This window comes from Burkholderia sp. Bp8984 (genome assembly GCF_003853755.1).
In the GTDB taxonomy this organism is placed as follows: Bacteria; Pseudomonadota; Gammaproteobacteria; order Burkholderiales; family Burkholderiaceae; genus Burkholderia.
Genome location: NZ_QTQN01000003.1, coordinates 192,472 through 217,092, shown reverse-complemented (window position 1 = coordinate 217,092; position 24,621 = coordinate 192,472). Strand labels below are relative to the sequence as shown.

The window sequence follows — 24,621 nt, the reverse complement described above, 5'->3', positions numbered from 1 at the left end:
CGTTGACACGGGTCAAACCCGCGCGACGCCGCCCTCTTGCGCATCGGTCCCGATTGGCGAACGTCGGCAAAACGCGCACAATTCCGTGCGATATCGCAGTTGCGTCCCACTCCGCCTTTCGTGCCCCGCGTCCGGCCCGCCGCCAGCCAGCCGTCGACGAAATCCGTCAGGATGAACGGCAATGACAGTGAATGCGCCTCCCCTCCAGGCCGGACCGGCTTCGCACCGGATTCGGCCCGCCCGATATGCAGCCGCGGCCGCGCTGCTGACGCTGGCGCTTGGCCTGGCTGCAACGTTCGCGGCATCCCGCGTACTGCAGAACGGGGCGCAGCACGCCGCCCAGGCGAGGTTCGCGCAAACCGCGACACTCGCGACGGCCGACCTCCGGCGCAGCCTCCTCGGTGCGGCTGCCGTATTGCGCGGCGCGCGCGGCTTCGCGTCGACCCTGCCCGCGCCGCAATCCGGAGCGGCGTGGCGCCGCTATCTCGCGAGCCTGAATCTGGACGAATTGCAGTCGCCGGTCCGCAGCCTCGGAAGAATCGAGCCGAGCGCGGCGGAAGACGATCAGGCGACGCGGCAGGCGCTGCAGCGCGCGGCGGAAACCGGCAAGGTCGCGCTCGCCGCGAACGCGATCCAGGACGCCACCGATGCCGCCCTCGCGCGGACGGAGCTGACGCTGTACCTGCCGATTTATGCGAACGCTGAAGACCTCGCTTCGTCCGGGACGCGGCACGCCACGGCGACCGGATACGTTTATGCCGCGCTGAATCCGGCTCGTCTCGTCGATTCATCCGTACTCGATCGGCTGCGCGTGGAAATCATGGCCGACAATCCGGCCGCGCCGGTGTATGCGGGCGGCTTCGGCGCCGGCGACTTGTTCCGGCGCACCGATTCCGTCACGTTCGGCGGCACGCCGCTCGCGCTGCGCTACAGCGCGCCGCGCGCCGACACGTCCGGTCCGACGACGGCCGTCCTGCTGGCCGGCACCATGCTCTCGCTAACGTTGGCCGCGCTCGTGCGGCAGGTCGTCGCGAAACGCGCGCCGGCCCCCGCCGGCGACAGCCAACCCACCGAGGCGCGGATGATGGGCATCATCCGGTCGTCGATGGAGGCCGTCATCACCGTCGACGAGAGTCAGACGATCGTGATCTTCAACCCGGCCGCCGAACACGTGTTCGGCGTCAGCGCGATGGAGGCGATCGGCGCGCCGCTGTCCCGCTTCATCCCCGAGCGCTTTCGCGCCGCGCATGCGCGACACGTCGAGCAGTTCGGCGTGACGGGCGTGTCGGAGCGACAGATGGGGCGGCAACGCGTGCTGTTCGGCTTGCGCGCCGACGGCACCGAGTTTCCGATCGAGGCGTCGATCTCGCAGATTCGCGACGGCACCGGCAAGCTGTACACGGTCATGCTGCGCGACGTGACCGAGCGGGTGCGCGCGGAAAATGCGCTCAAGCGCTCGCGCGAGGAACTGCGCGAGCTGTCCGCCAACCTGCAGAACGTGCGGGAGGAAGAGAAAACGCGGATCGCGCGCGAATTGCACGACGACCTCGGCCAGCAACTCACCGCGCTCAAGATGGATCTGTCGGCCGTCGAGCTGGGGCTCGCGGGCATCGTCGCTCCCAATACCGGCGTGCGCGAGCAACTGAACGGCATGCACCGCCTGATCGATTCGACCGTTGCGTCGGTCCGGCGCATCGCGGCCGATCTGCGGCCGGTGATGCTCGACGACCTGGGCCTCGTCCCGGCGATCGAATGGCTTGCAAACGATTTCACGCGCCGCTACAGGATCACGGTCGAGCGGGACATCGCCCCCGTCGATACCGCGTTCACCGGCGCCGGTGCGACGACGCTGTTCCGCATCGTGCAGGAGGCGCTGACCAACGTCGCGCGGCACTCGGACGCGACGAACGTGAAACTGGCATTGAAAGTGGAAGACGGTTATTGCATGCTGCGCATCGCGGACAACGGTCACGGCGCGCCGGAGCCCGCCCGCAACGGGCAGGACCGCCCGTCGTTCGGCCTGATCGGGATCCGCGAGCGCGCGCACATGCTCGACGGGACGGTGACGATCGACAACCGGCCGGGCGCGGGTTTCACGATCACCGTGGCGTTGCCGCTGCACGCCATCCAGCAAGGAGAAGTGCCTTCATGATCAGGGTACTCATTGCCGACGACCACGCGCTCGTCAGGGACGGCCTGCGGCACATCCTGCAGAGCGCGAGCGGTTTCGAGGTCGTCGGCGAAGCGCAGGACAGTGCCTCGACGATCGCGCTCATGCGCGACACGGATGCCAGCGTGCTGGTGCTCGACCTGTCGATGCCCGGCCGCAACGGTGTCGAACTCATCAAGCAGATCAAGGACGAGAAGCCGGGATTGCATATCCTCGTGCTGACGATGCATGCCGAACAGCAGTACGCGGTGCGCGCATTCCGCGCGGGCGCCTCGGGCTACATGACCAAGGAAAGCGCCAGCGCCGAACTGGTCGCCGCGTTGACCAAGATCGCGGCCGGCGGCGTCTACGTCAGCCTGACCATGGCCGAGCAGTTCGCGCAGAGCCTGAACGAGCCGACCGATCTCCTGCCGCACCAGCGCCTGTCCGACCGCGAATTCGACGTGTTCCGGCGCGTCACCACCGGCGAGTCGATTTCCGAAATCGCACAGGCGCTGTGCGTCAGCGTCAAGACCGTCAGCACGTACAAGACGCGGATCCTCGAGAAGATGCAGATGCCGAACGACACGGCACTCGTGCGCTACGCGATGCGCCACAAGCTGTTCGAGGACCCGGACGAACTCTGACGGCGGCATCGGGCGCGGGCGGCGCCCCGCCCGGCTGTCCCGACGGCATCGGTGACGGCGGCCGGGCCCGCGCGGGCCGCGCCCCGCCCTTCATCAGCGTCCCGCACCCGCCCGCGACGCTCGCGACAAGTTGCCGCGCCCCTGTAGGAAACCTCCTACAAGACTTCCATCTCACCTACTGCAACTTCAATTCCGGCTGATTTTCTTGACGTTGCGCAACATCCATACTGCACATCAAGAAAAACGCACAAACGTGCCTCCCGGAGCCCAAGGCAGCATCATCGACGAGACCGGTGTATCGGTCTCCCGGCGCGTCCGGCGGGGCTTTTCCGAGAGGAAGGCGGCAGAGACCAAAGCCGCCGGTACAACGGCCAGCGCGACCCGCCCGACGGCGGCCCGCCGCTGTCCCCGAACTGGAGCCGATCATGCAGAGCAGTGCCCAAGTCACGACGACCATGCCGTTACGCCCGTTCATCCCGCTGCATCCCGTCGAACCGACGGATCAGCCCAAGCGCGCCGCGTCCCGCTGTTCGACGTGCGCATTGCGTACCGTCTGCATGCCGTCCGATCTGACGCCCGACGATTTCGCGCGCGTCGACGCGATGATCTGCACGACGCGCCACGTCAAGCGCGGCGAAACGCTGTTTCGCGCGGGCGATGCGTTCAACAGCATCTACGCAGTGAGAACCGGGTCGTTCAAGACGATCGTGATGCATCGCGACGGCGACGAGCAGATCACCGGCTTCCAGATCGTCGGCGAGTCGCTCGGGCTCGACGGCGTGTACACCGGGCACCACAACGGCGACGCGATCGCGCTCGAGGACAGCACGGTCTGCATCATCCCGTTCGGCCAGCTCGAGCAGATGTGCCGCGAAGTGCGCCCGATGCAGCACCACGTGTACCAGATGATGGGCGGCGAGATCGTGCGCGAATCCTCGCAGATGCTGCTGCTCGGCACGATGAGCGCCGAACAGCGGGTGGCCGCGTTCCTGCTGAATCTGTCCGCGCGCTTCAAGGCACGCGGCTACTCGGCCGCGGAATTCGTGCTGCGGATGACGCGCGACGAGATCGGCGAATATCTCGGCATGAAGCTCGAAACCGTCAGCCGCATGCTGTCGAAGTTCCAGCACAAGGGGCTCGTCGCGGCGCAAGGCAAGCAGATCCGGATCGTCGATTCGGAAGGCCTGCAGCAGATCTGAGCGCGCCGCGGCGCCGTCGAGCAGCTCAACCGCGCATGCCCAGCACGGCGGCGCCCGATACGCGGCCGCCGCGCAGGTCGTCGAGTGCGCGGTTCGCGTCGGTCAGCGCATAGCGCACCGCCTCGACCCGCAGCGGCATCGCGGCCGCGATCCGCATGAATTCGACCGCATCCGCGCGTGTCAGGTTGGCCACCGACGCGATGCGGCGCTCGCCCCACAGCCACGCATACGGAAAGCCCGGGATGTCGCTCATGTGAATGCCGCCGCACACGACGATCCCGCCCTTGTCGAGCGCGCGCAGCGCGGCCGGCACCAGCGCCCCCACCGGCGCGAAGATCAGCGCGGCATCGAGCGGCTCCGGCGGCGCTTCGTCGCTGCCGCCGGCCCACGCCGCACCCAGCGACAGCGCGAGCTGCTGCGCGGCCGTGTCGCCGGGCTTCGTCAGCGCGAACACCTCGCGTCCTTCGCAATGTGCGACCTGCGCGACGAGATGGGCCGCCGCACCGAAGCCGTAGATGCCGATGCGGCGCGCGTCGCCCGCCATGCGCAGGGTGCGATAACCGATCAGGCCCGCGCACAGGAGCGGCGCGGCTTCCAGATCGGAATAGCGTTGCGGCAGATGCACGCAATAGCGATGGTCGGCGAGCGCGCACTCGGCGTAGCCGCCGTCGATCGTATAGCCGGTGAATCCGGGGCTGTCGCACAGATTCTCGCGGCCGGACGTGCAATATGCGCAATGCCCGCACGTCGAGCCCAGCCACGGCACGCCGACCCGGTCGCCGACGGCGAAGCCCGTCGCGCCTTCGCCCAGCCTGCGCACCGTCCCGACGATTTCGTGACCCGGAATCAGCGGCAGCTTCGGGTGCGCGAGCTCGCCGTCGACGACGTGCAGATCGGTCCGGCAGACGCCGCACGCGTGGACGTCGATCAGCAGCTGGCCCGCCGCGGGCGACGGATCCGGCACGCGCGCTTCGCGCAAATGCGGGGTCGTGCCGTCAAACATCATCGCAAGCATGCTCGCCTCCCTGCGCGACCGGTTTCGCGCGCTTCGCCATCCAAGGCTAGTCGCTCCGCCCCGCGTGCGTTCGGCGCGATGACCGGCGCTTGACGTGGGTCAACGGCCGCCGGACGGTTGCTGACACGATGAAGTGGCACGACGCCGCCCGCGCGGCGACCTGGAGATGATCGATGATATCCGTTCCCCCGCTTGCCGCAAGCGCCCATCCCGACCAGCAGCTGAGGGAGCTGCTGGGCTACGCGGTGCTGGCGCCGTCCAGCCACAATTCCCAGCCGTGGCGCTTCCTGGTCAACGGCGCCACGATATCGGTCTGCGCGGACCGCGTGCGCGCGTTGCCGGTGGTCGATCCGTTCGATCGCGAGCTGATCATCAGCTGCGGCGCGGCGTTGCTCAACCTGCGGGTCGCGCTCAATCACGCCGGGCTCGCCCATACGATCGGCACGTTTCCTTCCGAAGTCGATCCCGATCTGCTGGCGCTCGTCCGCGTCTGCGACGACGGCTATTCCGATGCGTCCCTCGGCACGCTGTTCGATGCAATTCCGGAGCGCGTCACGACGCGCGCGCCCTTCGAATCGACGGCCGTGCCGCACGAGATCCAGCAGGCGCTGATTGCTGCCGGCGTCGCGGAAGGCGCCGACGTCGCGTGCGTCGACGCGCTCGCGCACCGTGCGCGCGTGGCCGAACTGGTTGCCGAGCCCGACCGCCAGCAGTTCGCGGACCCGCGCTTCCGGCGCGAGCTGGCGAGCTGGATCGATCCGCGCCGGCACGTCGACGGCATGCCGGCATTCGCGGCCGGCGTGCCGGCGCTGCTGGATTTCGCCGCGCCCGTCGTGACGATGGCGGTACGGACCTTCGATCTCGGCGACGGGCTGGCCGCGCTGCATCACCAGCTCGTCGGCGCGTCGCCGCTGATCGTGTGCATCGCGACCGTGCGCGACGATCGCGACGCGTGGCTCGCCGCCGGGCAGGCGCTCGAGCGGATCCTGCTCGTCGCGACGCGCGCCGGTTATACCGCGTCGTACCTGAACCAGCCGATCGAGACGGCCGGGTTGCGCGCCCACCTGCGCCACATGCTCGGGCTGCGCGGCGAGCCGCAGTTGCTGCTGCGCGTCGGGCGCGGCCCGCATACGCCGCATTCGCCGCGTCGCCCGCTCGACGAAGTGATCTCCTTCTCCTGATCTCGACAAGGAAACGAACATGAGCATCATGCGTTGCGCCGCCCTCTGCGCGATTGCGCTGATAGCCGGCACGGCCGCCGTGCAGACGACCGTGCCCGAGCCGACCGAACTCGTCAACGCGCAGCACTGCATGTTCTGCCATACGACCGACATGACGTTCCTCGGGCCGTCGTTTCACGAGATCGCCGAGCGCTATCGCGGCGATCCGCATGCCGCTGCGCAGCTGGAACGCAAGCTGCGCGTCGGCGGCCGTGTGCATTGGGGCGACACGCCGATGCCGTCCGCCATCGATCGCGGCGGCCCGCTGTCTCGCGACGACGCGCATCGGCTCGTGCAATGGGTGTTGAGCCAGTGACCGTCGCGGGGCGCTTCCGTTCATGTCGACCCTCGTCAAACGCGCGCCCGCCGGCATGACACGCGGCCACGCACGCCGCCGCCCCGCCCCCGCCGCGACGATCGCGAAGATGCGCGGCAAACGGCTACGCGCGAGGCCCGATGCCGTCGTCGGCAAGGACGCCATCCCGCGCCGCGCGCGGCGCGTCGCCCCATCCCCGGACCGCGCCCCGGCCGAAGCAGACGCGACCCTTCTGCGGGGTTCCGGCATGCGCGGCATCCGGCTGCAATTCGATTACTGGAAAGCCGAGGAGCGCCTGCAGAACGAACGGATCGGCCATGCGGTCGTGATCTACGGCAGCACGCGTATCGTCGCGCCGTCGGTCGCGAAGGCGCGGCTGGACGAAGCGAATCGCCTGCTCGCGGAGCGTCCGTACGACCCGAGCCGGCGGCGCGCCGTCACGATCGCCAGCCGGCTCGTCGAATACAGCGTGTATTACCGCGTCGCGCGCGCGTTCGGGCGCATCGTCGCCCATGCCGACCGGTGCACGCGCACCGCGCGGCTCGCGATCGTCACCGGCGGCGGCCCCGGCATCATGGAGGCCGCCAACCGCGGGGCGTACGAGCGCGGCGCGCCGAGCATCGGCTTCAATATCGAGCTGCCGCGTGAACAGGCGCCCAATCCGTACATCACGCGGGCGCTCTGCTTCCGGTTCCACTATTTCGCGATCCGCAAGCTGCACCTGCTCGAGCGCGCGAAAGCGGCCGTCTTCTTCCCCGGCGGCTACGGCACGTTCGACGAGCTGTTCGAAGTGCTGACCCTGCTGCAGACGCGCAAGATCGCGCCGCTGCCGGTCGTCCTCGTCGGCGAGGCGTACTGGCGCCGCGCGGTCGACCTGGCGTTTCTCGCGGACGAAGGGATGATCGACCGCCGCGACCTGGAACTGTTCACGTATTGCGAATCCGCCGAGGCGATCTGGGACGCGATAGGCAGCTGGTATTCGCGGCGTCGCGAACGCGCGCCGGCACGCTGCAACGGGTCTTCGAAGCCACGCGCCGTGTAGGAATCCGCCGACGAGACGGGTGCGATTCCTACCTCGACTTCGGGGCACGCTGATTGAATCGGGGGCGCGCGGCAACGATACTGAAATCACGGATACCGGCCGACCGGCAAGCCGATCGCACAACAACCAGGAGAGCCGTCATGTCACACGCCGACTATCGTTCCGATTCGGGGATGCGGGCCGCCGCATCCGACACGTCCGACGCATCCGGCACGGCCGCGCTCGACACGCTGGCACTCGTCGCGCTCGCCCGGGACGCCGGCATGCTGGTGACACTCGACGGACAGATCGGGCGCGAGCGCTACGAAAGCGTGACGGGATCGATCGCCACACTGGCCCGCTTCGCCCAGGCCCTGCAGCTTTCCGCGCTCAAGGTGGAGTGATACCCGGCGTCGTGGCGTCGCGCCTCGGTATCGGTCGCCGGTGCGACGGCCCCCGTCGCTGCGCGGCTGCGCGCAGCGCGCGACGTGACCGACGCCTTCGTCGACCCGCCCCGCCCACCGGTTCAGACCGTGAAGGTATTCGACTTCTTCATCTCGATCCACGTCATCCCGGCGCGCAGCGCGTCGATCGCGGCTTCGCGCTCGGTCGCATGCGTCCTGCAGTGCGCGAACGTCCGCTCGCACATGCCGTCCGGCGATTCGAGCGTGACGTGGATCCGGCAGCGGAAGCCGCCCGTTTCGGCCGCGACCGTCTCGATCGCGACCGACCAGTCCGTTTCGTGAAGTTCGCCTGAAAGTGTCATCCGGCCGCCCTCCTGGATCGCCGCGGATCGCGCCTGCGCCTGCCTGACTTACTCGACCACCAGGTCGTCGACGACGGCACGCACGCCGCGCGCGGACCACGCGGCACCGCGCACGGCCTTGCGTTCTGAGAACGAGCCGACCTTGCCGGATAGCCGCACGGTGCCGTCGTGCACGTCGATCGCGATATGCTTCGCCTCGCGCTCCGCGTGACGCATGATCGCGCGCTTGATGTTCCCGCCGATGTCGTCCGCACCGACCGTCCCCTGTACCGCGATGTGGTCGGTCACGCCCGTCACGCTGCGCATCTGCGAGATCGCGCGCACGGCCAGATGGCTCTGGTATGCCCAGTCGACCTTGCCGGACAACGTGATCCAGCCGCGCTCGACCTGCACCTTGACCGCGTCGTCATGCAGCCCGACCGTCCAGTGCAGCACCGATCGCACCGCTTTCGCGATGTCCTCGTCGGTGCGCACGTCGTCGTCCGGCAGATGCACGGTCATGTCGACGACGAGCGCCTTGACGCCGGCCACGCGGTTCGCCGCGCGCTCGATCGCCAGCTTCTCCGCGTAGCTCGGCGGGTGCCCGGAAAGCGTCACGATCCGGTCGGCCACCTCGACGCCGATGCGGGTCGAATCGATCGCCGGGTCGGACTCCAGTTCGTCCTGGACATCCTCTTTCAACTGCTTGTCGGTTTTCATCGTCTGCTCTCCTGTGAGCCGCGGCGTGCCTGTCCGCCGCACGTAGCCAGATTTGCACACGTGCGGCGCCCGATCGCTGATGCAGGTCAACGTATGCCGCGCGCCGCACGTCGTGGCCGGCGGGTGCGCCGCTTGACGGAAGTCAAGCCGCTACGGCCCGGCCGTCTTATCGTGAAATCGCCGAGGCGCGACGTTCCAGGCACGCGCAATCACGCTTCAAGGAGACTCGCATGACCGAACAGCAGCTGTTGGCCTATTCGCCGGCGCCCGTGATGCAGCCGGCATCGCCCGAGGGCGAGTCGCCGGCGATCGTCGACCTGCCGCGCCCGATGCTCGACAGCGACGTGCCGCTGATGGCGGCGCTCGCGACCCGAATGAGCTCCCGCGAATTCGCCGCCACACCGCTCCCGCCGATGACGCTCGGCACGATGCTGTGGGCGGCCGACGGCATCAACCGCCCGGCGAGCGGCGGTCGTACGGCACCGTCCGCGCACGCATTCAATGAAATCGACATCTACGTCGCGCTGCCTTACGGCGTCTATCGCTACGATGCGCCCGCGCATCGGCTCGTGCTGAAACACGCGGTCGATGCGCGCAACCTCACGGGCTATCAGGACTTCGTCGGCCGCGCGCCGCTGGATCTCGTCTACGTCGTCCGGACGGCCGCGATACTCGACATGCCGCCGCAGCAGCGCGACGTGTTCTCGGCGATCGCGGCCGGCGCCATCGCACAGAACGTCTCGCTGTACTGCGCGGCGGCCGGCCTCGGAACGGTCGTGCGCGGCTGGATCAATCACCGCACGCTCGCCGACGCGTTGCGGCTGAACGAGGACGAGCTGCCGATCCTCGCGCAGACGGTCGGCTACCGGCCCGGCAGTACGCCATCGCATGCGTGAGGGCAGATTCGGTCGCACCAACGAAGCGGCGCGCGGATCGCTCCGCGCGCCGGATCCACCCGATGGGCGACGCGTGCCTGCATCGCCCGTTGCCCGTCGTCCGATCAGCTGATCGTGAGTTTCTTCTGCCCGACCGGCGCCTTCTTCGGCAGCGTCAGCGACAGCACGCCATCCTGATACGTCGCCGTCGCGCTGGCATCGTCGATGTCGCCCGACAGCGAGAACGAGCGGCTGATCGCACCGCTGTAGCGCTCGCGACGGATCACGCGCTCGCCGTCCTTCTGCTCGTTGTTGCGCTCGACCTTCGCATGGATCGATACGGTATTGCCCGTCACCTGGACGTCGATATCGTCCTTGGCGACGCCGGGCAGCTCCGCGTTGACGGTATACGCCTTGTCGTTTTCGGTGACGTCGATCTTCATCGATGCAAGATCGGGCTGGTCTGCCAGCGCCATGCCGCGCAGCGGCCTGAACAGCCCCTGGAACAGGTCGGATACGGGTTCGATCGAAAACGGATCGTAACGCGTCATGTTGCTCATGGTTCGTACTCCTGATGCGGTGACATACGGCCGGCGCTCTCGTCCCGACAGCAGCGGCCGCAATGAAGATCGGGGGGCGCGACAGCACATGCCGCGCATGGGACGAATGATCTTTCGAAATCCAGCGTACCCTCCCGCCCCGGCACGCGCTTGATGCGCGTCAAGGGCGGCGGCCGATTACGTACAGAAGCGGAAATAGCCGCTGTGAAGCAGGATCGGCCGTCCGCCGATTTCTTCGAGCAGGCAGCGGGCAGCGCGCTCGATGGCGGGACGATGGCGCGCAAAGGCTTCGACGAGATCCTGCTCGCGAGGCGACGCCGCGCGGAAGTGATCTTCCAGCGCGGCCGAGGTGATCGCGCAGCGCACGCGGCGGCCTTCGACGAGTGCCGGAAAGCTCAGCGCGGAATCGAGGTCGCAATACGTCGGATGTTCGGAAGGAAACGATATCTGCATGATGATCACCTGTGCAGCTAGCACACTGGCCGACAGCAACACTAGGCCGCCACAACCGTCGCGGGCGCGGCATCCTCACCGCGCACGAGCAGGACCGGGCAACTCGATGCGCGGAGGAAAGTTTCGGCGACGCTGCCGAGTACCAGCCGCCGGACCCCGCGCCGACCGTGCGTGCCGATCACGGCCAGATCGATCGAATGATCGACGACGTAGCGCTGCAGGCGCGCCGCGACGTCCTCGCCGAAATCGGTCTCGATGATGTCCGTCTCGCCGTTGACTGCCGCGCGCGAGATCGTCCGGTCGGCGTCTCGCAGGATCGCGGCGCCGTGGCTACGGATCTCGTCGAGCAAGGCTTCCGGCTCCATGCGGCCGCCGTAGGCGAACAGCGTGGACTTGTCGACGGCGAACACGGCGAACAGGCGGGCGCCGCACAACCCGGCCATCCTGAGACCTTCTTCGAGCGCCCGATGCGCCGAAGGACTGCCGTCCGTGGCGACCATGATATTCGTGTACATGCGAACCTCGCTGATGAACCGACGCGCCGGCGGCGTTCGGATTCGCTTCCATCATCGGTGCTCGCCGCGAGCAGGCGTTGACCGAGGTCAACGGTTTGGAGCCGTTGCGAAACCGGCACGAGAAGAAACTGGCGGCCGCTGGCCGGCATCCGGCCGACCGGGAGGCGAGGCGCCGCATTGCCGAGGACCGACGGCATCCGCCGCTAGCCCGGCGGGTTTTCGTCCGACCGGAAGCCTTGCTCGATTTCAAGGATCTTCCTGGCGCACACGTCGTATTGCCATCCCGGGCCGCCGTTGCTGTCATACATGCCCTTGCACATCGCCTTGAGCCGGATCACCGAGACACCGCCACCCGATTCCGCGCGCGACGCCCAGAGATAGACTTCTCCGGCCACATACGGTTGCGCCGTCTCGATCCGGTCCGCACTGAATCGCGTGATTCGGGTCGACGAATGATCCTGGACGTAGCGCCGCGTGCGGCTCCACGCCCGGTCGCACTCGGACGGCGTCGAACACTGCAGCGAGGCGGCCTGACGCATTGCAAGCAGTCGTGTTTCCATCGTCCTGAATGTCCCGGTTCGCTCCGCCCCGGCACACGCACCCAGCGCGAGGAGCACACTCATCGCCAATGCCCGTCGTTTCATCGTCAATGCCTCGTCCGGCCATGAATTCCGCATACGGTCACGCACCGCTTTGCGCGGGCGCTGGAACCGACTGTATTGCCGCCCCGGCGAATGCGGTTGACCTGCGTCAAGCGCCCTCTCGCGCGGCTGGCTTGACTGGCATCAACCCGGAAAGCGCCGTGGTCGGTTGCAATAGGGTTCGTCGAGTCGGCAGTTCCCGGCCTGCCAGCCGGATCAGGCGACATCGGGCAGACGAGAGCGTGCGTGCCCGTTTCGAATCCATCCCGCCGGGTGCGGCAACGCGTACGTACGCGCGCCCCGTATAACCGATCCGTTCATCATGTCCCGAGCGCCGCATATTCCATTCGCGCTGAGTCGCGCAAATGCACGACGAAAGTCGAGACAATTCGATCGCGCGTTGAGCCGGCCAAACACCTATCCCCACCCCGCGGGCCGGATCGAGCGGATCGAAACCCATCTGTCCGTCGTTTATCTGGCCGGGCGCTATGCGTACAAGCGCATCAAGCCGGTGCACTTCACCTTCGTCGATCTCACGCGGCCTGCACAGCGGCGCCGCTGCGCGCTCGCGGAGTGCACGCTCAATCGGCCGTCCGCCGGCCCGCTGTACCTGGGTGTCTGGCCGCTCGTCGCGCACGGCCGGCGATGCGCGTTCGCCGCACCGGTGCCGACCGGCGGGCGCCGGCGCCGGCAGCAGACAGTGCCGGGCGAGTACGTGGTGCGCATGCGCCGGTTCGACGCGCAGGCGATGTTGTCGGTTCGCAGCGCATCGCGCGACGACGGTCTGGCGGATGCGGAGGCCCTCGCGGATACGCTGGCCCACCATCATCTGCACGCGCCGCACCGTGCGCCGCGCGGCCATCCCGGCAGCGCGGCGAGCGTCGCGGCCCAATGCCGGCCGTTGCTCGACACGCTCGACGTCACGGTACCGGACGAAGCCGCGCTGCGCGCCTGGTACGAAGCCGAACTGGCCCGCATCGCACCGCGGCTCGCCGATCGGCATGCGCGCGGTTTCGTGCGCGCGTGCCACGGCGACCTGCATCTCGAGAACATCGTGCGCTGGCGGAACCGGATCCTGATGTTCGACTGCGTCGAATTCGACGACGCGCTGCGCTGGATCGACGTGGCGAGCGATCTCGCGTTCGCGCTGATGGATTTCTCCGCCCACGGACGCGAGGATTGCGCCCACCGCCTCCTTTCCGGCTGGCTGGCCCGCACGGGCGACCACGCGGCACTGGGCGTGCTGCCGTGCTACTTCGTCTACCGTGCGCTGGTGCGCGCGCTGACCGCCCGGCTGCGCGGCGACGCGGCGGCACGCGCCCGCTATCTGCGCATTGCGTCGGCGATGGCCGGTGCGCGACGCGATGCGCAACCTGCGCTGCTCCTGTGTCACGGGGTTTCCGGTTCGGGCAAGTCGCTGGCGAGCCGTGCGCTGGCCGAGCGGCTCGGCGCCATCCGCTTGTCCAGCGACGTCGAGCGCAAGCGCCTGGCCGGGGCATCGGCCGGCACCCGCCTGCCCGCCGTTGCCTATTCGGACACGGCGATCGACGAGATCTACGATCGCCTGCTTTCGGAGGCGCGCGTGGTCATCGACAGCGGCTACACGGCAATCGTCGACGCGACGTTCCTGCGCCGGTGCAACCGGACGGCGTTCATCGCGCTCGCCGCACGGCTCGGCGTGCGCGTCGCGATGCTCGATTTCACCGCGAGCCGGGCGACGCTCGCCGCGCGCGTCGCTGCCCGGGCGGCACGCGGACGCGATGCCTCCGATGCCGACACCGCCGTGCTGGCCCGGCAGATCGAGCATGCCGATCCGCTGACCGAAGCCGAAGCAGCGATCGCGATTCGTTTCGACACCGATTGCGATGCCGTCGCGTATGAAAGCGCCGCGTTCTGGGCGCCGTTGCGCGCCGCGCTGCACGCGTAGGCGCGCGGCGCGAATCCCTCGGACAAGCGGCCCGGCCCGCGCCGGGCGCCGGCCCCGCGGCGTCACGCGCGGAAACGCTGCTCCTCGATCTGCTGCAGCTTGCCGACTTCCGCGACGCTGCCGAGCAGCCCCGCGAGATGCCCGACGATATCGTCGAGCGTCACGATGCCGACGAGGCGGCCTGCATCGTCGACGACCGGCAGTCTCCGAATGCCCGACCGGCGCATCTCATCGAGCGCGACGCCGATCTCGTCCGTGTCGGACACGACGACGAGACCCCGCGACATGATCTGGCCGGCCGTCACGTCGCCCGGATCGTCGCCGCGGGCCATCACCTCGATCACCAGGTCGCGGTCGGTGACCAGGCCGATCGGAATGGCTTCGCCATCACGGTACTCGATCACGACGATGTCGCCGACATGCGCGTGCCGCATGCGATCGGCCAGTTCGAACGCACTGCATTCGACCGTGCACGATTCGACCGGTCGGGTACTGATTCTTCCAATGTGCATGATGAAGCTCCCGTTGCCCTTTGCGTGGACGATACGCATGCGCGCCGCCTCGCGGCGACGCATGTTTCCCGAGTTCAGGGTAAGCGCGGCGCCCTGGGCGGGCTTGACGCACGTCAATGTGCCGTACGCCGTCGGGCCGACGAGGCGCGGACGGCGAGGCGGCGGCCATCCATGATCTGCCTCAACGGCCGCGCATGTGCCACCGCTAACGTGACGGTATGTCGTGACGTTCGATGCCGGCCGCACCGCTGGCCGCCAACGCCACCTCCGTCCCGCGGATTCCGTCGCCATGACCTACGCATTGATTCTGGTGAACTTCGCCGTGTTCATCGCCGAGGCGAGCGGCTGGCCGGTGCTCATCGACCTGTTCGCGCTATGGCCGCCCGCCCGATCGGGCGCGCCGGCGACACCGGATTTCCACGTCTGGCAGTTGCTGACCTATAGCGTGCTGCATGCCAGTCTCGCCCATGTCGCGTTCAACATGTTCGGGCTCTACATGTTCGGACGCGATGTCGAACGCGTGCTCGGGCGCGCACGCTTTCTCGCGCTCTATCTGGCGAGCGTGCTGGCCGGCGCGATCGCGCAGCTCGGGGTGATGCGTGCCCTGCCGCCCGCCGACGCACCGACCGTCGGTGCGTCGGCCGGCGTTTTCGGCGCGCTGATCGCCTACGCCGTGCTGTTTCCGAGACGGCGCGTCGTGCTGCTGTTCCCGCCGGTACATGCCCGCCTGGCTCTTCGCGGCCGGCTATGCACTGACCGAATTGCTGTCCGGCCTCAGCGGCGACACGAGCGGCGTCGCGCATTTCGCCCACCTCGGGGGGATGCTCGGCGCGCTCGTGTGCCTCGCCTTCTGGCGAAAACGCGCGGGCATGCGTGCGTGACGCCTGTTCCCGCCGATGGCGGGAGCGAGCCCTAGATGCTGAGATATCCCTGGAACAGCCACGGCGGGCCGGTTCTCTCGCCTGTCGCGCGACCGCTCGCGGCGGGCACGCAGATGCCCGAGAAACCGGGCGACCCGTCCTGCCAGAACGACGGCACGAACGAAAATTCGCCGTTGACCGTCACCACGAAGTCGCGATTGAACTGCGACGGCCCGAAAATCGTCACCTCGCGGAAGAACGACGCGGCCTCGTCGCGCGCCGTGCTGCGCGCGGCAAGCAGCCCCCTGACGTCATAACGCGCCGGCAGCGTGTAGACCTTCCCGCCGCGCTCGACCGCTTCCGCCTCCGTGAAAACGAGTTCCACACCCGGGTACGGCAACCGGTAAGGCTCCCGACAGATCGGGCCGTCCGGCCCGAGCGCGAGCGGCGGATGAGCCCAGAGCGAAAGCGACAGCGGGCTCGTGCGCTGGGCGAAGTATTCCGAAAGCCAGTTCATGGTCAGTCCTCCCGTGAACGGTCATTGACGTCGGGTTGCGGAGCTTGTCTGCCGGATCGACGCGGTCGCGTCGACGGTTCGTCCAGCGTCGCACGCCCCGCCGCGCGACGCTTGATGCCGATCAAGCACGCGCCCGACATGCGGCCCGAGCGGTCAGCGGCCGAACGTGCGGGTATGGTCGTCGTAGTCGAACAGTCCCGCGTAGCGCCCCCAGTCGATCACGACCCTCAGCGCCTGGTCGGCGCTGCGCGGATCGAGATGATCCTCGAGTTCGAGCTCGAAACGCTCGCGCGGCGCGCGGTGCCCCTCGCGTTCGCCCAGCACTTCGTCGATATGCCCGGCGAGCGGCACGAACCGGACGACATGCTCGCGAAACAGACGCCGCCGGGCGTCGTCGTCGCTTTGCGCGAACACGTGACCCGCGGCACTCAGCCGGATGCTCCGGTCGTGCCATTCGGCAAACGCGAGCAGATGGAGCGCGGCCGCCGTCGAATACAGCGCGTCGACCCGGAGCGCGAGCGCCGATGCGATCGTGCCGAGCTCGGCATGCCCCTCGTACGGCGCGGCAGCGAGCGTGTCGACGAATCCGGCGAGATGGTGGCTCGACACGTCGGGCAGCTTCATGGCCAGCGCGCTGCCCGTCGCTTCCCGGCCTGCCGTCGCGTCGGTGATGCGTGCCGTCAGCGTCGCATAGATCTTGCCGGCGATCGCCTGAACGGCCGGATCATGCCGACTGCGCGGACGCGGCAGCGGCACGTTCAGCGTTGCCTCGATGCGCGCCGGACCGGCGCCGAGCACCAGGATGCGATCGCACATGAGCACGGCTTCCTCGATGTTGTGCGTCACCATCAGCACCGACCGGGTCGACAGCTGGTGCGCGTCCCACAGGTCGAGAAAATCCGTGCGCAGCGTTTCCGCGGTCAGCACGTCGAGCGCCGAGAACGGTTCGTCCATCAACATCAGCGCGGGCTCGCTGACGAGCGCGCGGGCGAAACCGACCCGCTGGCGCATGCCGCCCGACAGTTCGCGGGGAAACGCCGATTCGAACCCGTCGAGCCCGATCAGCTCGATCGCGGCGGCCGCGCGTGCGCGCGCGTCCCCCGGCGCGAGGCCCAGCGCGTCGAGGCCGAGCTCGACGTTTTCGATGACGGTCAGCCACGGGTACAGCGCAAAGGTCTGGAACACCACCGCGATGCCGTCGGTCGGACCGGCGAGCGGCGCACCGCGATACGCGACCGTGCCTGACGAGGGCTTGACGAGCCCGCCGGCGATCCTCAGCAGCGTGGACTTGCCCGAGCCGGAGCGGCCCAGCAGCCCCAGGATCTCGCCTTCGTGCAGCGCGAGGTCGATATCGGCCAGCACGTGCAGCGGTTCGCCGGACGGCTTCGTGAACGATTTGCATACGGCCCGCATCTCGAGCACGACCGCCGCCGGGTCCGAAGGCGGCGCAGCCGCGCCGGCGACGTTCCCTTCCGTGTATTCGCTGAGGTTCGGCACACGGGTCTCCCGTGAGTAAAGGATCGGTCGAGGGCTCAATCGAGCCGCGTGCGGCGCTCCGCGAACGCGTACATCGGGCGCCACACGAGCCGATTGGTCGCGATCACGAGCAACGACATCGCGGCCACGCCGAGCGCGATGCGCGGATAGTCGCCGGCGTCGGTCATCCGCGCGATATAGGCGCCGAGTCCGCCGGCATCCAGGCGTGTGCCGCCCCAGCTCACCGCTTCGGCGACGATGCTCGCGTTCCATGCGCCGCCCGACGCGGTAATCGCGCCGGTCACGAAGTACGGCAGGACGCCCGGCAGCATGACGTGACGCCACCAGGTCGGCGGCCGCACGCGGAAGCAGGCGGCCGCTTCGCGCAGGTCGGCCGGGAACGCGCTCGCACCGGCGATCACGTTGAACAGGACGTACCATTGCGCGCCCAATATCATCAGCGGGCACAGCCAGATGTCGGGTTCGAGCCGCAGGCGCACGATCGCGAACACCGCGACCGGAAACAGCAGGTTGGCCGGAAACGCGGCGAGGAACTGCGTGACCGGCTGGATGCGGGCGGCCACGCCCGGGCGGAGGCCGATCGCGATGCCGATCGGCACCCAGATCGCCGACGCGAGGGTGACCAGCACGGTCACGCGGACGAACGTGAGCCCGCCTTCGCTTGCGACGGCGCGCAGGTCCGTCCAGGTCAGCGTCGCGCGTCCGAGCCGGAACAGTTCGTACGCCGCATACGCGCATCCCGCGCCGCACGCCGCGAACCAGAGCACGTCGCCCGTGTGTCGCGGCAGCGCGATCCGGCCGCGCCATGCCGGCATGAACCCGCGCAGCCGCGCGCGCGCCGCCCGACGCAGCACCGCCCGGACCGGGCCGACCGCACGGCCGATCCATCGCGATCGGTGGAACAGGTCGAGCATCCAGCTGCGCGACCCGACCGTGGGCGCGGCATCGCCATAGCGGAACCGTTCCGACCATGCGACCAGCGGCCTGAACAGCAACTGGTCGTACAGGACGATCGCGACGCTCATCGCGACGATCGCCCAGCCCACGGCGGCGAGGTCGCGGCTCGCGATCGCCTGCGCGACGTAGGCGCCGACGCCCGGCAGGTCGACGTGCAGGTTGCCGACCGCGATCGCCTCGGACGCGACCACGAAAAACCAGCCGCCCGACATCGACATCATCGCGTTCCAGACGAGTCCCGGCATCGCGAACGGCACGTCGAGGCGCCAGAAACGCTGCCACGCGGACAGCCGGAAGCTGCGGCTCGCTTCGTCGAGATCGAGCGGCACCGTGCGCAGCGCCTGATAGAAGCTGAACGTCATGTTCCAGGCCTGGCTCGTGAAGATCGCGAAGATCGCCGCGCACTCGGCGCCGAGGATCCGCCCCGGAAACAGCGACAGGAAGAACAGCACCGTAAACGACAGGTAGCCGAGGATCGGCACCGACTGCAGCACGTCGAGCAGCGGGATCAACACGCGCTCGGCGCGACGGCTGCGCGCGGCCGCGGTCGCGTAGACGAACGTGAAGACGATCGACGCGAGCAGTGCCGCGAACATGCGCGCGACCGTGCGCAGCGTGTAGCCCGGCAGCGCCGCGGGCGACAGCGAAATCGCCGGGGGCTGCGCCACCGCCAGCGGGCCGGCCATCTGGTGCGCCGCGATGCCGGCCAGCAACAGGAAACCGACCACGATCAGCGTCGCGACGATGTCCCGCCAGCCCGGCACGGGCAGCGTCCAGCGCCCGCCCCGCAATACCTCAGCATGGTGCTCCACGACGCCTCTCCCGCCGATGATGGCGGTTCATCTTCCCGGGTGGGGCGGCCGGCGGGCTTGACCTGCGTCAACCGCCCTGCATTGCCCGGCGCCACGATCGCAGCGAGTCCTGCCGCGCAACGGCCACCGGTCAGGAGCATCCCGATGACACCCGTTCCGGCCACGCCGTACCACACCGACGAGCGCGCCTGCGTCGGCTCACGCGGCGGGGTATGCGTTCGCGAGCGCCTCGACGAACGCGTCGAGGCGCTCCGGCGCGAGCCGGTTGATGCCGGCCGCCCCTTCCCGGCCGCCGCCCTCCGGAAATGCGCGACAAAGACGATCTGCGCCGTACGGTGCGGCGACCGGCGCGCGAACGCTGACGGTGTACCCACCCGAGGCCGACAACGTCAGCACCGCGTGAGCGCGTGCCGCGTCACCACGCGCGAGCCGATTGGCGAAAACGCCGCGCACGCGACGCGCCCAGCGCGTGTCGGGGAGGATATAGACGTCCGCCCCCGGCAGCGCGATGTTCGCGCGCTGTCGCTCCGCAAGCGCGATATCGCGTCGCCGGTTGGCGTCGAGCCGCCGCGCGAGGGGCGACCTAGCGAACTCGAGCGGGTTCGCATATTGCCGCACCGCCGCATACACGGCCGGCGGCGGCATGAAGAGGTCGTCCGGGCAATCGCCGTAGCCGTTGTAGTTGACGGATTCGCCGAGCACCTGCAGACGGTAGGCATCGGCATCCGTCAGGCCGCAGGCGGCGGCGAGCCTGCCGGCCACGCCGACGAGATTGTCGCCATAGGCACCGACCACCGCCCAGAGTCGCTGCCGGCCCGCCAGGTATCGGTCGACGATGACGCTCGTACAGGTATCCGGCGCCGTGTCGATATGCGTGCGAAGGTGCGGATGAGCGGGCACGGCGGCGGCCATGTGGTGATCGAAATAGTCGATGTCGACCCCGCGCGCCAGCAGCGCGTCGAGTGCCGCGCGGTTCACGTCGAGAGAAATGTCCAGGACGGTGACGATGTCGCCTCGGGCGGCCGGCACGCGCGCGAGCAGCGCGATGTCGCGCTTGGGACCCGTCACGAGCACCGACTCGGCCGGCATCTCGAGCCGCAGTTGCTGAAGCGAACAGATGCCGTCCGCATCACCGTTGAACACGTCAAAGCGCGTCATGATTCGCGCCGCGCGATAACTGCATGAATCGAGGTAGCCATGCCATGGAACGACTCCCTTTCAGCCCGTTTGCCTTCGCCTCGTGTCGCGCCTTCGGCGAACGGATCGCGGCCCGTCTCGGCGTCACGCTCGCCGCGCACGAGGAACGTCCGTTCGAGGACGGCGAACACGAGACGCGCGCACACCTCCTCGCAACAGAAGCGATGGCGCGCGGCCGGCCGGGATGCGTGCATCGTTCATGCCGCTTGCTGCCCCGCGTGCGTGTCCGGCCGGGCATTCTCGTGCGCGACCAGTGCCGCCAGCGCCGGAGAAATCGCCGGCTGCAGCGGCATGACGGGCGCCAGTGCACGCATCGGATCGGGCAGCGTGGACAGTTCGCGCATTGCGTGAATGCGGCTCTCGCCGAGCGTGGGGGCCGCGAGTCGCGCCCCTCCGATCATGACGGGCCGCAACAGCGGCGTTCCGTCGATGCGCTCGCCGTCGAGTCCGAGGCTGTCGGCGGCGATTCGCCCATCCGGGCCGTATTGCCGGAACACCTGCTTGCGGCCGGGCAGCGTGGCCTTGCCCTCCGAACGTTTGCAGCGCGCCCGGCCCGCATACTCGACGAGCTTGTACGCGCAGTCGAGACACGGTGCGTCCGCCGACGTGCTCATCCGCGTGCCGATTCCGAAACCGTCGATCGGCGCGTGCTGCCGGACGAGTTCCCGCAGCCGGATTTCATCGAGATTGCCGCTCGCGAAGATCGTCGCGTCCGTCAGGCCGCCATGGTCGAAAATCGCGCGCACGTTGCGCGCGTGCGCCGCCAGATCGCCGCTGTCGATCCGGACGCCCTTGATGCGCACGTTGTCGAGCGCAAGCCGCCGCGCCAGTTCGACGACCTTGTGCGCCGCGTGCTCCGTATCGTACGTATCGATCAGCAGCACCGCGTTATCCGGCTGCGATCGGGCGAAATGCTCGAACGCGAGCGCTTCGTCGTCGTGCGCCTGGACGTATGAATGCGCCATCGTGCCGTACACGGGAATGTCGTAGCGCAAGCCGGCGAGCAGGGTCGCCGTGCCGGAGAATCCTGCCAGGTAGCTGGCCCGCGCGGACAGCATCGCCGCCTCCGCGCCATGCGCGCGCCGCAGGCCGAAATCGACCAGCAACCTGCCATGCGCGACGAGCGTGGCGCGTGCGGCCTTGCTTGCAACCAGCGTCGCGTAATGGAGCAGGTTCATCACGCGGCTCTCGACGAACTGCGCCTCGCGAAGCGGCGCCGTGATCCGCAGGATCGGTTCGTCGGCGAAAAACACCGTGCCTTCCGGCATCGCGTCGACCGTACCGGTAAAGCGCAAGCCGGCGAGCGACGCGAGGAAATCGGCTCGCAAGCGCCCGGTCGCGGCCAGTCGCTCAAGGCCGGCGGCCGTAAAGCGCAGGCCCTCCAGATAGTCGAGGACGAGCTCCAGTCCCGCCGCCATCAGGAATGCCCGCTGCTCGGGCAGCGCCCGTACGAAGAACTCGAAGCTGGCCATGTCGTTCATTCCGGCATCGAACGCGGCCTGCATCATCGTCAGTTCATACCAATCCGTCAGCAGCGCGTCGTCGATGCCAGCGTCCGGCCAGGATCCGTTCATCATGCGCCCTCCCGCGTCGCTCGCGCGCAATCGTGCAACCGGTACCCGGCCGCTGCGATCTGGAGCAGCGTCGCTTCCGTCATTGCGGCGCGGGTCCCGGACTCGCCGGGACCGCGGTCCACACGCCATTGCACGACGCGACATACGGATAGTATCCGCGCGGGTCCTCGACCGCGCTGTCACCGCGTACGCTCCCTCGGCGCGAAATGGCGAAAGTCCCGCCCGTGGAAATCCTGGCGGGGAACATGGCGTGCATGCTGCGCATGTGCCGGCTGCGTCGGCACGCAACATGCGGCCGCGCACGGCACAAGCACGCGGCTTGCGCGTCTGAGCCTGTTCATGGTCGTCATTCTTCGCGGAGATGCGATCCATCGTATTGAGGCCGTGCCCCGCGGCCTTGACCGGGATCAACGCATGCCCGCGGCCCGGCGGGACGCCGGCGACGCGGCATTCGCAGGCGCCAGGTCATGCCGCGCGCGCAGGGTTCGTGTCGCCGTGCTTGCCGATGCGCATGCGGTGCAGACGACGGTGAGCAACACCGTCCGTCAGTACGTGAACGTGTCCGATTTCTTCATTTCGACCCATGTCATTCCGCTTCGCAGTCCCTCCAGCGCTGCCTCGCGCTCGGTCGCGAATACGCGGTGATGCGGGAAGACATGCTCGCACTTGCAGTCGGGTGAGCGAACCGTCACGTGGACACGGCAGCGGTACCCGCCGGACTCGACGCCAACCGTTTCGATCTCCACAGTCCAGTCCGCTTCGTTCAATTCACCGGAAATCGTCATGATTACCCCCTTTCCTTGCCGTGCGAGCGCAAGCTGCTTCCCTCATCGGTCGCGCCACGCCGCGAGCCGCGATGGCGTTCGCGCGCGCCCGAAGGGCGCATCGCACCGGCATCGAGACCGCCGCTGCGCGATGCGCGGCGCGACGGAAGCCGGAACCGGCCGGATCAGCCACGCTGCTTCTCCTCGAAATACGGCTGGCGGGCCGCCACGAGCCGCAACTCGTCGAGCAGCGCCGCGGCCGCGCGCAGCAGATCGTCGAGCGAGACAATGCCGACCAGTTCGCCGTCTCCGCCGACGACCGGCAATCGACGGACGCCATGCTGGCGCATCCGCTTCGCGAGCAGCCAGATGTCGTCGTCGACGTTCGCGGTCGCGACGGGCGCCGACATGATGTCACCGACGAACAGCGAGCCGGCCTGCGCATCGGGGCTGACGACCGTCAGCACGATGTCGCGATCGGTCACGACACCGACCGGCACGCATCGCCCCTCCTGTTCGCGCACGACGATCAGATCGCCGGCGTGCGCGCCGCGCATCATTTCCGCCGCCTCGACGACGGTTGCTCGTGCCGAACACATGGCAACATCGCGGGTACAGAGCATCGCGGCATTCATGTTCGTTCTCCCGGCCGGGGCGAGGCGGACCATCGATCGATGTCCGCCGCCGCCCGAACCATCATGCAACCGTAAGCTGATCGACCACGTTGCGCACGCCCGGCGCCGACCACGCGGCATGGAAGGCAAGCCGCCGTTCGCCCAGCGAGCCCACCTGGCCCGTCAACGTCACGCAACCGTCCTGGACGGTAATGCCGACGTGTGCGGCCTCTTCCGTTGCATGCCGAATCAAGGCCGCCTGGATCTTGCCCGCGATGTCGGATTGCGTCGGATGCGGCCGGACGTGGATCTCGTTGATGATCCGGGTGACGCCGCGCAGCCGCTCGACGGCCCGCTCCGCCTCCTGCATCTGGTAGCTCCACATCACCTCGCCCGACAGCGTCACGCACCCGTTCTCGACCGTCACGTGCACGGCCTGCTCGCCAAGCCCCGCATCCCACATCAGGAGCGAGCGCGCTGCAATGGCGACGTCCTCGTCCGAGCGATGCTTGCCGTCGTCCGTTTGCACCTCGAGTTCCAGCACGATGCCGCGCACGCCTTCGATACGCTCGACGGCCTTGCGCACCGCGACCTTTTCCAGATAGCTGGCGACGTGCCCAGTCAACGTCACGATGCGTTCGTGCACTTCGACGCCGATGCGCACCGCATCGATCGACGGGTCCCACTCGAGTTCCTGCTCGACGTCCTTCTTCAGCGCGCTGTCGCTTTTCATGGCCATCGACTCCTGTCCGCAATCGATGAAAACAACGGTAATTCCCGCTGCACCGCGTGGAATTGATACAGGTCAGCGCGCGGCGTGGTGAGCGATCGCGACCGATGTCTCCGCTGCGATCGCACGAAACCCGGTCCTTACGTCGACGTTGCGCCCCTGCCAGGCGCGATCGCGCCTGGCGAGTCGCGATACCATCCGGCGCCCGTCGGGCGACAGGCGGGCGGGCGCCTCGGCAAGCGATGCCGCATCCAGTCGAACGAGACCGCGATCGGCGAGGCAGCGCAGGTCGGCGGGGTCGCCCTGCTGGCGCCGCGGCTCGCTGGCGAGCACCATCAGGATCGCGATTTCGTGGGGACTCAGCAGCCAGTCGCCGCCGGCGTCGATCGGGTGATGCTGGCGATGCGCGGCAGCCGACAAGCGCAGCGCCGATGCTTCGGAACGGGAAATGATCTGGCGATTCGACGTGTTCGTAAACAAGGCGGGCATGATGGTGTCCGGATCATGAACGTGAAGACGCTGAAGGCACGGGACATGTCGATCGCGGTCGACATGCGAGAACGTCAATATCCGCTCCTGCCGGG

Annotated in this window: 27 protein-coding genes and 1 pseudogene; 10 read left to right on the top strand and 18 right to left on the bottom strand. The window is 68.4% G+C overall.

Annotation, left to right across the window (positions count from 1 at the left end):
- The first annotated feature begins 181 nt into the window (after positions 1–181).
- The 3 genes from DID98_RS05235 (at position 182) to fnr (ending at position 3,995) form a co-directional block, all read left to right on the top strand.
- Entirely contained in the window at positions 182–2,152 is a 1,971-nt protein-coding gene (locus DID98_RS05235) for a PAS domain S-box protein (RefSeq protein ID WP_124570380.1), read from the top strand.
- A complete protein-coding gene (locus DID98_RS05230) occupies positions 2,149–2,796 on the top strand; it encodes a response regulator transcription factor (RefSeq protein ID WP_124519775.1) in 648 nt (215 codons plus the stop codon). Before DID98_RS05235 ends, DID98_RS05230 begins: the two co-directional genes overlap by 4 nt.
- Before the next feature lie 425 nt (positions 2,797–3,221).
- Entirely contained in the window at positions 3,222–3,995 is a 774-nt protein-coding gene (fnr, locus tag DID98_RS05225; protein WP_124570379.1) for a fumarate/nitrate reduction transcriptional regulator Fnr, read from the top strand.
- A 25-nt stretch (positions 3,996–4,020) separates the two neighbouring features.
- Here fnr and DID98_RS05220 read toward each other — a convergent pair whose 3' ends face one another.
- Positions 4,021–5,010 (bottom strand): zinc-dependent alcohol dehydrogenase family protein, encoded by a 990-nt coding sequence (locus DID98_RS05220; RefSeq protein ID WP_124570378.1) that lies wholly within the window; start codon positions 5,008–5,010, stop codon positions 4,021–4,023.
- A gap of 173 nt (positions 5,011–5,183) precedes the next feature.
- On the opposite strand from DID98_RS05220, the gene DID98_RS05215 reads away from it, so the two are divergent.
- From DID98_RS05215 to DID98_RS05200, 4 genes are all read left to right on the top strand, one after another.
- Positions 5,184–6,191 (top strand): Acg family FMN-binding oxidoreductase, encoded by a 1,008-nt coding sequence (locus tag DID98_RS05215; RefSeq protein ID WP_124570377.1) that lies wholly within the window; start codon positions 5,184–5,186, stop codon positions 6,189–6,191.
- Positions 6,192–6,210: 19 nt separating this feature from the next.
- Positions 6,211–6,546 (top strand): c-type cytochrome, encoded by a 336-nt coding sequence (locus DID98_RS05210; RefSeq protein ID WP_124570376.1) that lies wholly within the window; start codon positions 6,211–6,213, stop codon positions 6,544–6,546.
- Positions 6,547–6,568: 22 nt separating this feature from the next.
- Positions 6,569–7,588, top strand: coding sequence for an LOG family protein (locus DID98_RS05205; RefSeq protein ID WP_124570375.1), 1,020 nt, complete (start codon positions 6,569–6,571; stop codon positions 7,586–7,588).
- A 140-nt stretch (positions 7,589–7,728) separates the two neighbouring features.
- Positions 7,729–7,971, top strand: coding sequence for a hypothetical protein (locus DID98_RS05200; RefSeq protein WP_124519769.1), 243 nt, complete (start codon positions 7,729–7,731; stop codon positions 7,969–7,971).
- Between the two features lie 122 nt (positions 7,972–8,093).
- Here DID98_RS05200 and DID98_RS05195 read toward each other — a convergent pair whose 3' ends face one another.
- Complete coding sequence (locus tag DID98_RS05195; protein WP_124519768.1) at positions 8,094–8,333, bottom strand: hypothetical protein; 240 nt, start codon at positions 8,331–8,333, stop codon at positions 8,094–8,096.
- 48 nt (positions 8,334–8,381) lie between these two features.
- Positions 8,382–9,032 (bottom strand): BON domain-containing protein, encoded by a 651-nt coding sequence (locus DID98_RS05190; RefSeq protein ID WP_124570374.1) that lies wholly within the window; start codon positions 9,030–9,032, stop codon positions 8,382–8,384.
- A 230-nt stretch (positions 9,033–9,262) separates the two neighbouring features.
- Here DID98_RS05190 and DID98_RS05185 point away from each other — a divergent pair, with 230 nt between their 5' ends.
- Positions 9,263–9,928, top strand: a complete 666-nt coding sequence (locus tag DID98_RS05185; protein WP_124528579.1) for a nitroreductase family protein — start codon at positions 9,263–9,265, stop codon at positions 9,926–9,928.
- 104 nt (positions 9,929–10,032) lie between these two features.
- Here the strand turns inward: DID98_RS05185 and DID98_RS05180 are convergent, their stop codons facing one another.
- The 4 genes from DID98_RS05180 to DID98_RS05165 all read right to left on the bottom strand — a co-directional run bounded on the left by DID98_RS05180 (position 10,033) and on the right by DID98_RS05165 (position 12,079).
- Positions 10,033–10,467 carry an Hsp20/alpha crystallin family protein gene (locus tag DID98_RS05180; RefSeq protein WP_124519766.1) on the bottom strand — a complete coding sequence of 145 codons (435 nt, stop codon included), beginning with the start codon at positions 10,465–10,467 and terminating at the stop codon, positions 10,033–10,035.
- A gap of 177 nt (positions 10,468–10,644) precedes the next feature.
- A complete protein-coding gene (locus tag DID98_RS05175) occupies positions 10,645–10,920 on the bottom strand; it encodes a DUF1488 domain-containing protein (protein ID WP_124570373.1) in 276 nt (91 codons plus the stop codon).
- Between the two features lie 41 nt (positions 10,921–10,961).
- The gene (locus DID98_RS05170) at positions 10,962–11,435 is read right to left on the bottom strand and encodes a universal stress protein (protein ID WP_124519764.1); all 474 of its coding nucleotides are present in this window, start codon (positions 11,433–11,435) and stop codon (positions 10,962–10,964) included.
- 203 nt (positions 11,436–11,638) lie between these two features.
- The gene (locus DID98_RS05165) at positions 11,639–12,079 is read right to left on the bottom strand and encodes a hypothetical protein (RefSeq protein ID WP_124528583.1); all 441 of its coding nucleotides are present in this window, start codon (positions 12,077–12,079) and stop codon (positions 11,639–11,641) included.
- A gap of 319 nt (positions 12,080–12,398) precedes the next feature.
- Here DID98_RS05165 and DID98_RS05160 point away from each other — a divergent pair, with 319 nt between their 5' ends.
- Complete coding sequence (locus tag DID98_RS05160; protein ID WP_124570372.1) at positions 12,399–14,003, top strand: bifunctional aminoglycoside phosphotransferase/ATP-binding protein; 1,605 nt, start codon at positions 12,399–12,401, stop codon at positions 14,001–14,003.
- 62 nt (positions 14,004–14,065) lie between these two features.
- On the opposite strand, the gene DID98_RS05155 is transcribed toward DID98_RS05160, so the two are convergent.
- On the bottom strand, positions 14,066–14,515 hold the full coding sequence (locus tag DID98_RS05155) for a CBS domain-containing protein (protein WP_124519761.1): 450 nt from the start codon (positions 14,513–14,515) through the stop codon (positions 14,066–14,068).
- Between the two features lie 289 nt (positions 14,516–14,804).
- On the opposite strand from DID98_RS05155, the pseudogene DID98_RS05150 reads away from it, so the two are divergent.
- A pseudogene (locus tag DID98_RS05150) lies at positions 14,805–15,396 on the top strand (rhomboid family intramembrane serine protease).
- Between the two features lie 31 nt (positions 15,397–15,427).
- Here DID98_RS05150 and DID98_RS05145 read toward each other — a convergent pair.
- The 10 genes from DID98_RS05145 to DID98_RS05095 all read right to left on the bottom strand — a co-directional run bounded on the left by DID98_RS05145 (position 15,428) and on the right by DID98_RS05095 (position 24,526).
- The gene (locus DID98_RS05145; protein ID WP_124570371.1) at positions 15,428–15,892 is read right to left on the bottom strand and encodes a hypothetical protein; all 465 of its coding nucleotides are present in this window, start codon (positions 15,890–15,892) and stop codon (positions 15,428–15,430) included.
- A gap of 153 nt (positions 15,893–16,045) precedes the next feature.
- Positions 16,046–17,305: a nitrate/sulfonate/bicarbonate ABC transporter ATP-binding protein gene (locus tag DID98_RS05140; protein WP_185640832.1), complete on the bottom strand. Its 1,260-nt coding sequence runs from the start codon at positions 17,303–17,305 to the stop codon at positions 16,046–16,048.
- A gap of 119 nt (positions 17,306–17,424) precedes the next feature.
- Positions 17,425–19,158 carry an ABC transporter permease subunit gene (locus DID98_RS05135; RefSeq protein WP_124570369.1) on the bottom strand — a complete coding sequence of 578 codons (1,734 nt, stop codon included), beginning with the start codon at positions 19,156–19,158 and terminating at the stop codon, positions 17,425–17,427.
- A gap of 198 nt (positions 19,159–19,356) precedes the next feature.
- Positions 19,357–20,316 carry an acetyltransferase gene (locus DID98_RS05130; protein ID WP_124519756.1) on the bottom strand — a complete coding sequence of 320 codons (960 nt, stop codon included), beginning with the start codon at positions 20,314–20,316 and terminating at the stop codon, positions 19,357–19,359.
- On the bottom strand, positions 20,313–20,486 hold the full coding sequence (locus DID98_RS36590; protein ID WP_185640826.1) for a hypothetical protein: 174 nt from the start codon (positions 20,484–20,486) through the stop codon (positions 20,313–20,315). The genes DID98_RS05130 and DID98_RS36590 overlap by 4 nt, the downstream gene beginning before the upstream one ends.
- Positions 20,487–20,552: 66 nt before the next feature.
- Positions 20,553–21,929, bottom strand: coding sequence for a nicotinate phosphoribosyltransferase (locus DID98_RS05120; protein WP_124570430.1), 1,377 nt, complete (start codon positions 21,927–21,929; stop codon positions 20,553–20,555).
- 545 nt (positions 21,930–22,474) lie between these two features.
- A complete protein-coding gene (locus DID98_RS05110; protein ID WP_124519755.1) occupies positions 22,475–22,714 on the bottom strand; it encodes a hypothetical protein in 240 nt (79 codons plus the stop codon).
- A gap of 164 nt (positions 22,715–22,878) precedes the next feature.
- A complete protein-coding gene (locus DID98_RS05105) occupies positions 22,879–23,328 on the bottom strand; it encodes a CBS domain-containing protein (protein ID WP_124519754.1) in 450 nt (149 codons plus the stop codon).
- 61 nt (positions 23,329–23,389) lie between these two features.
- Entirely contained in the window at positions 23,390–24,040 is a 651-nt protein-coding gene (locus DID98_RS05100; RefSeq protein WP_124528591.1) for a BON domain-containing protein, read from the bottom strand.
- A gap of 72 nt (positions 24,041–24,112) precedes the next feature.
- Positions 24,113–24,526 carry a hypothetical protein gene (locus tag DID98_RS05095; protein WP_124570368.1) on the bottom strand — a complete coding sequence of 138 codons (414 nt, stop codon included), beginning with the start codon at positions 24,524–24,526 and terminating at the stop codon, positions 24,113–24,115.
- Positions 24,527–24,621 lie beyond the last annotated feature (95 nt).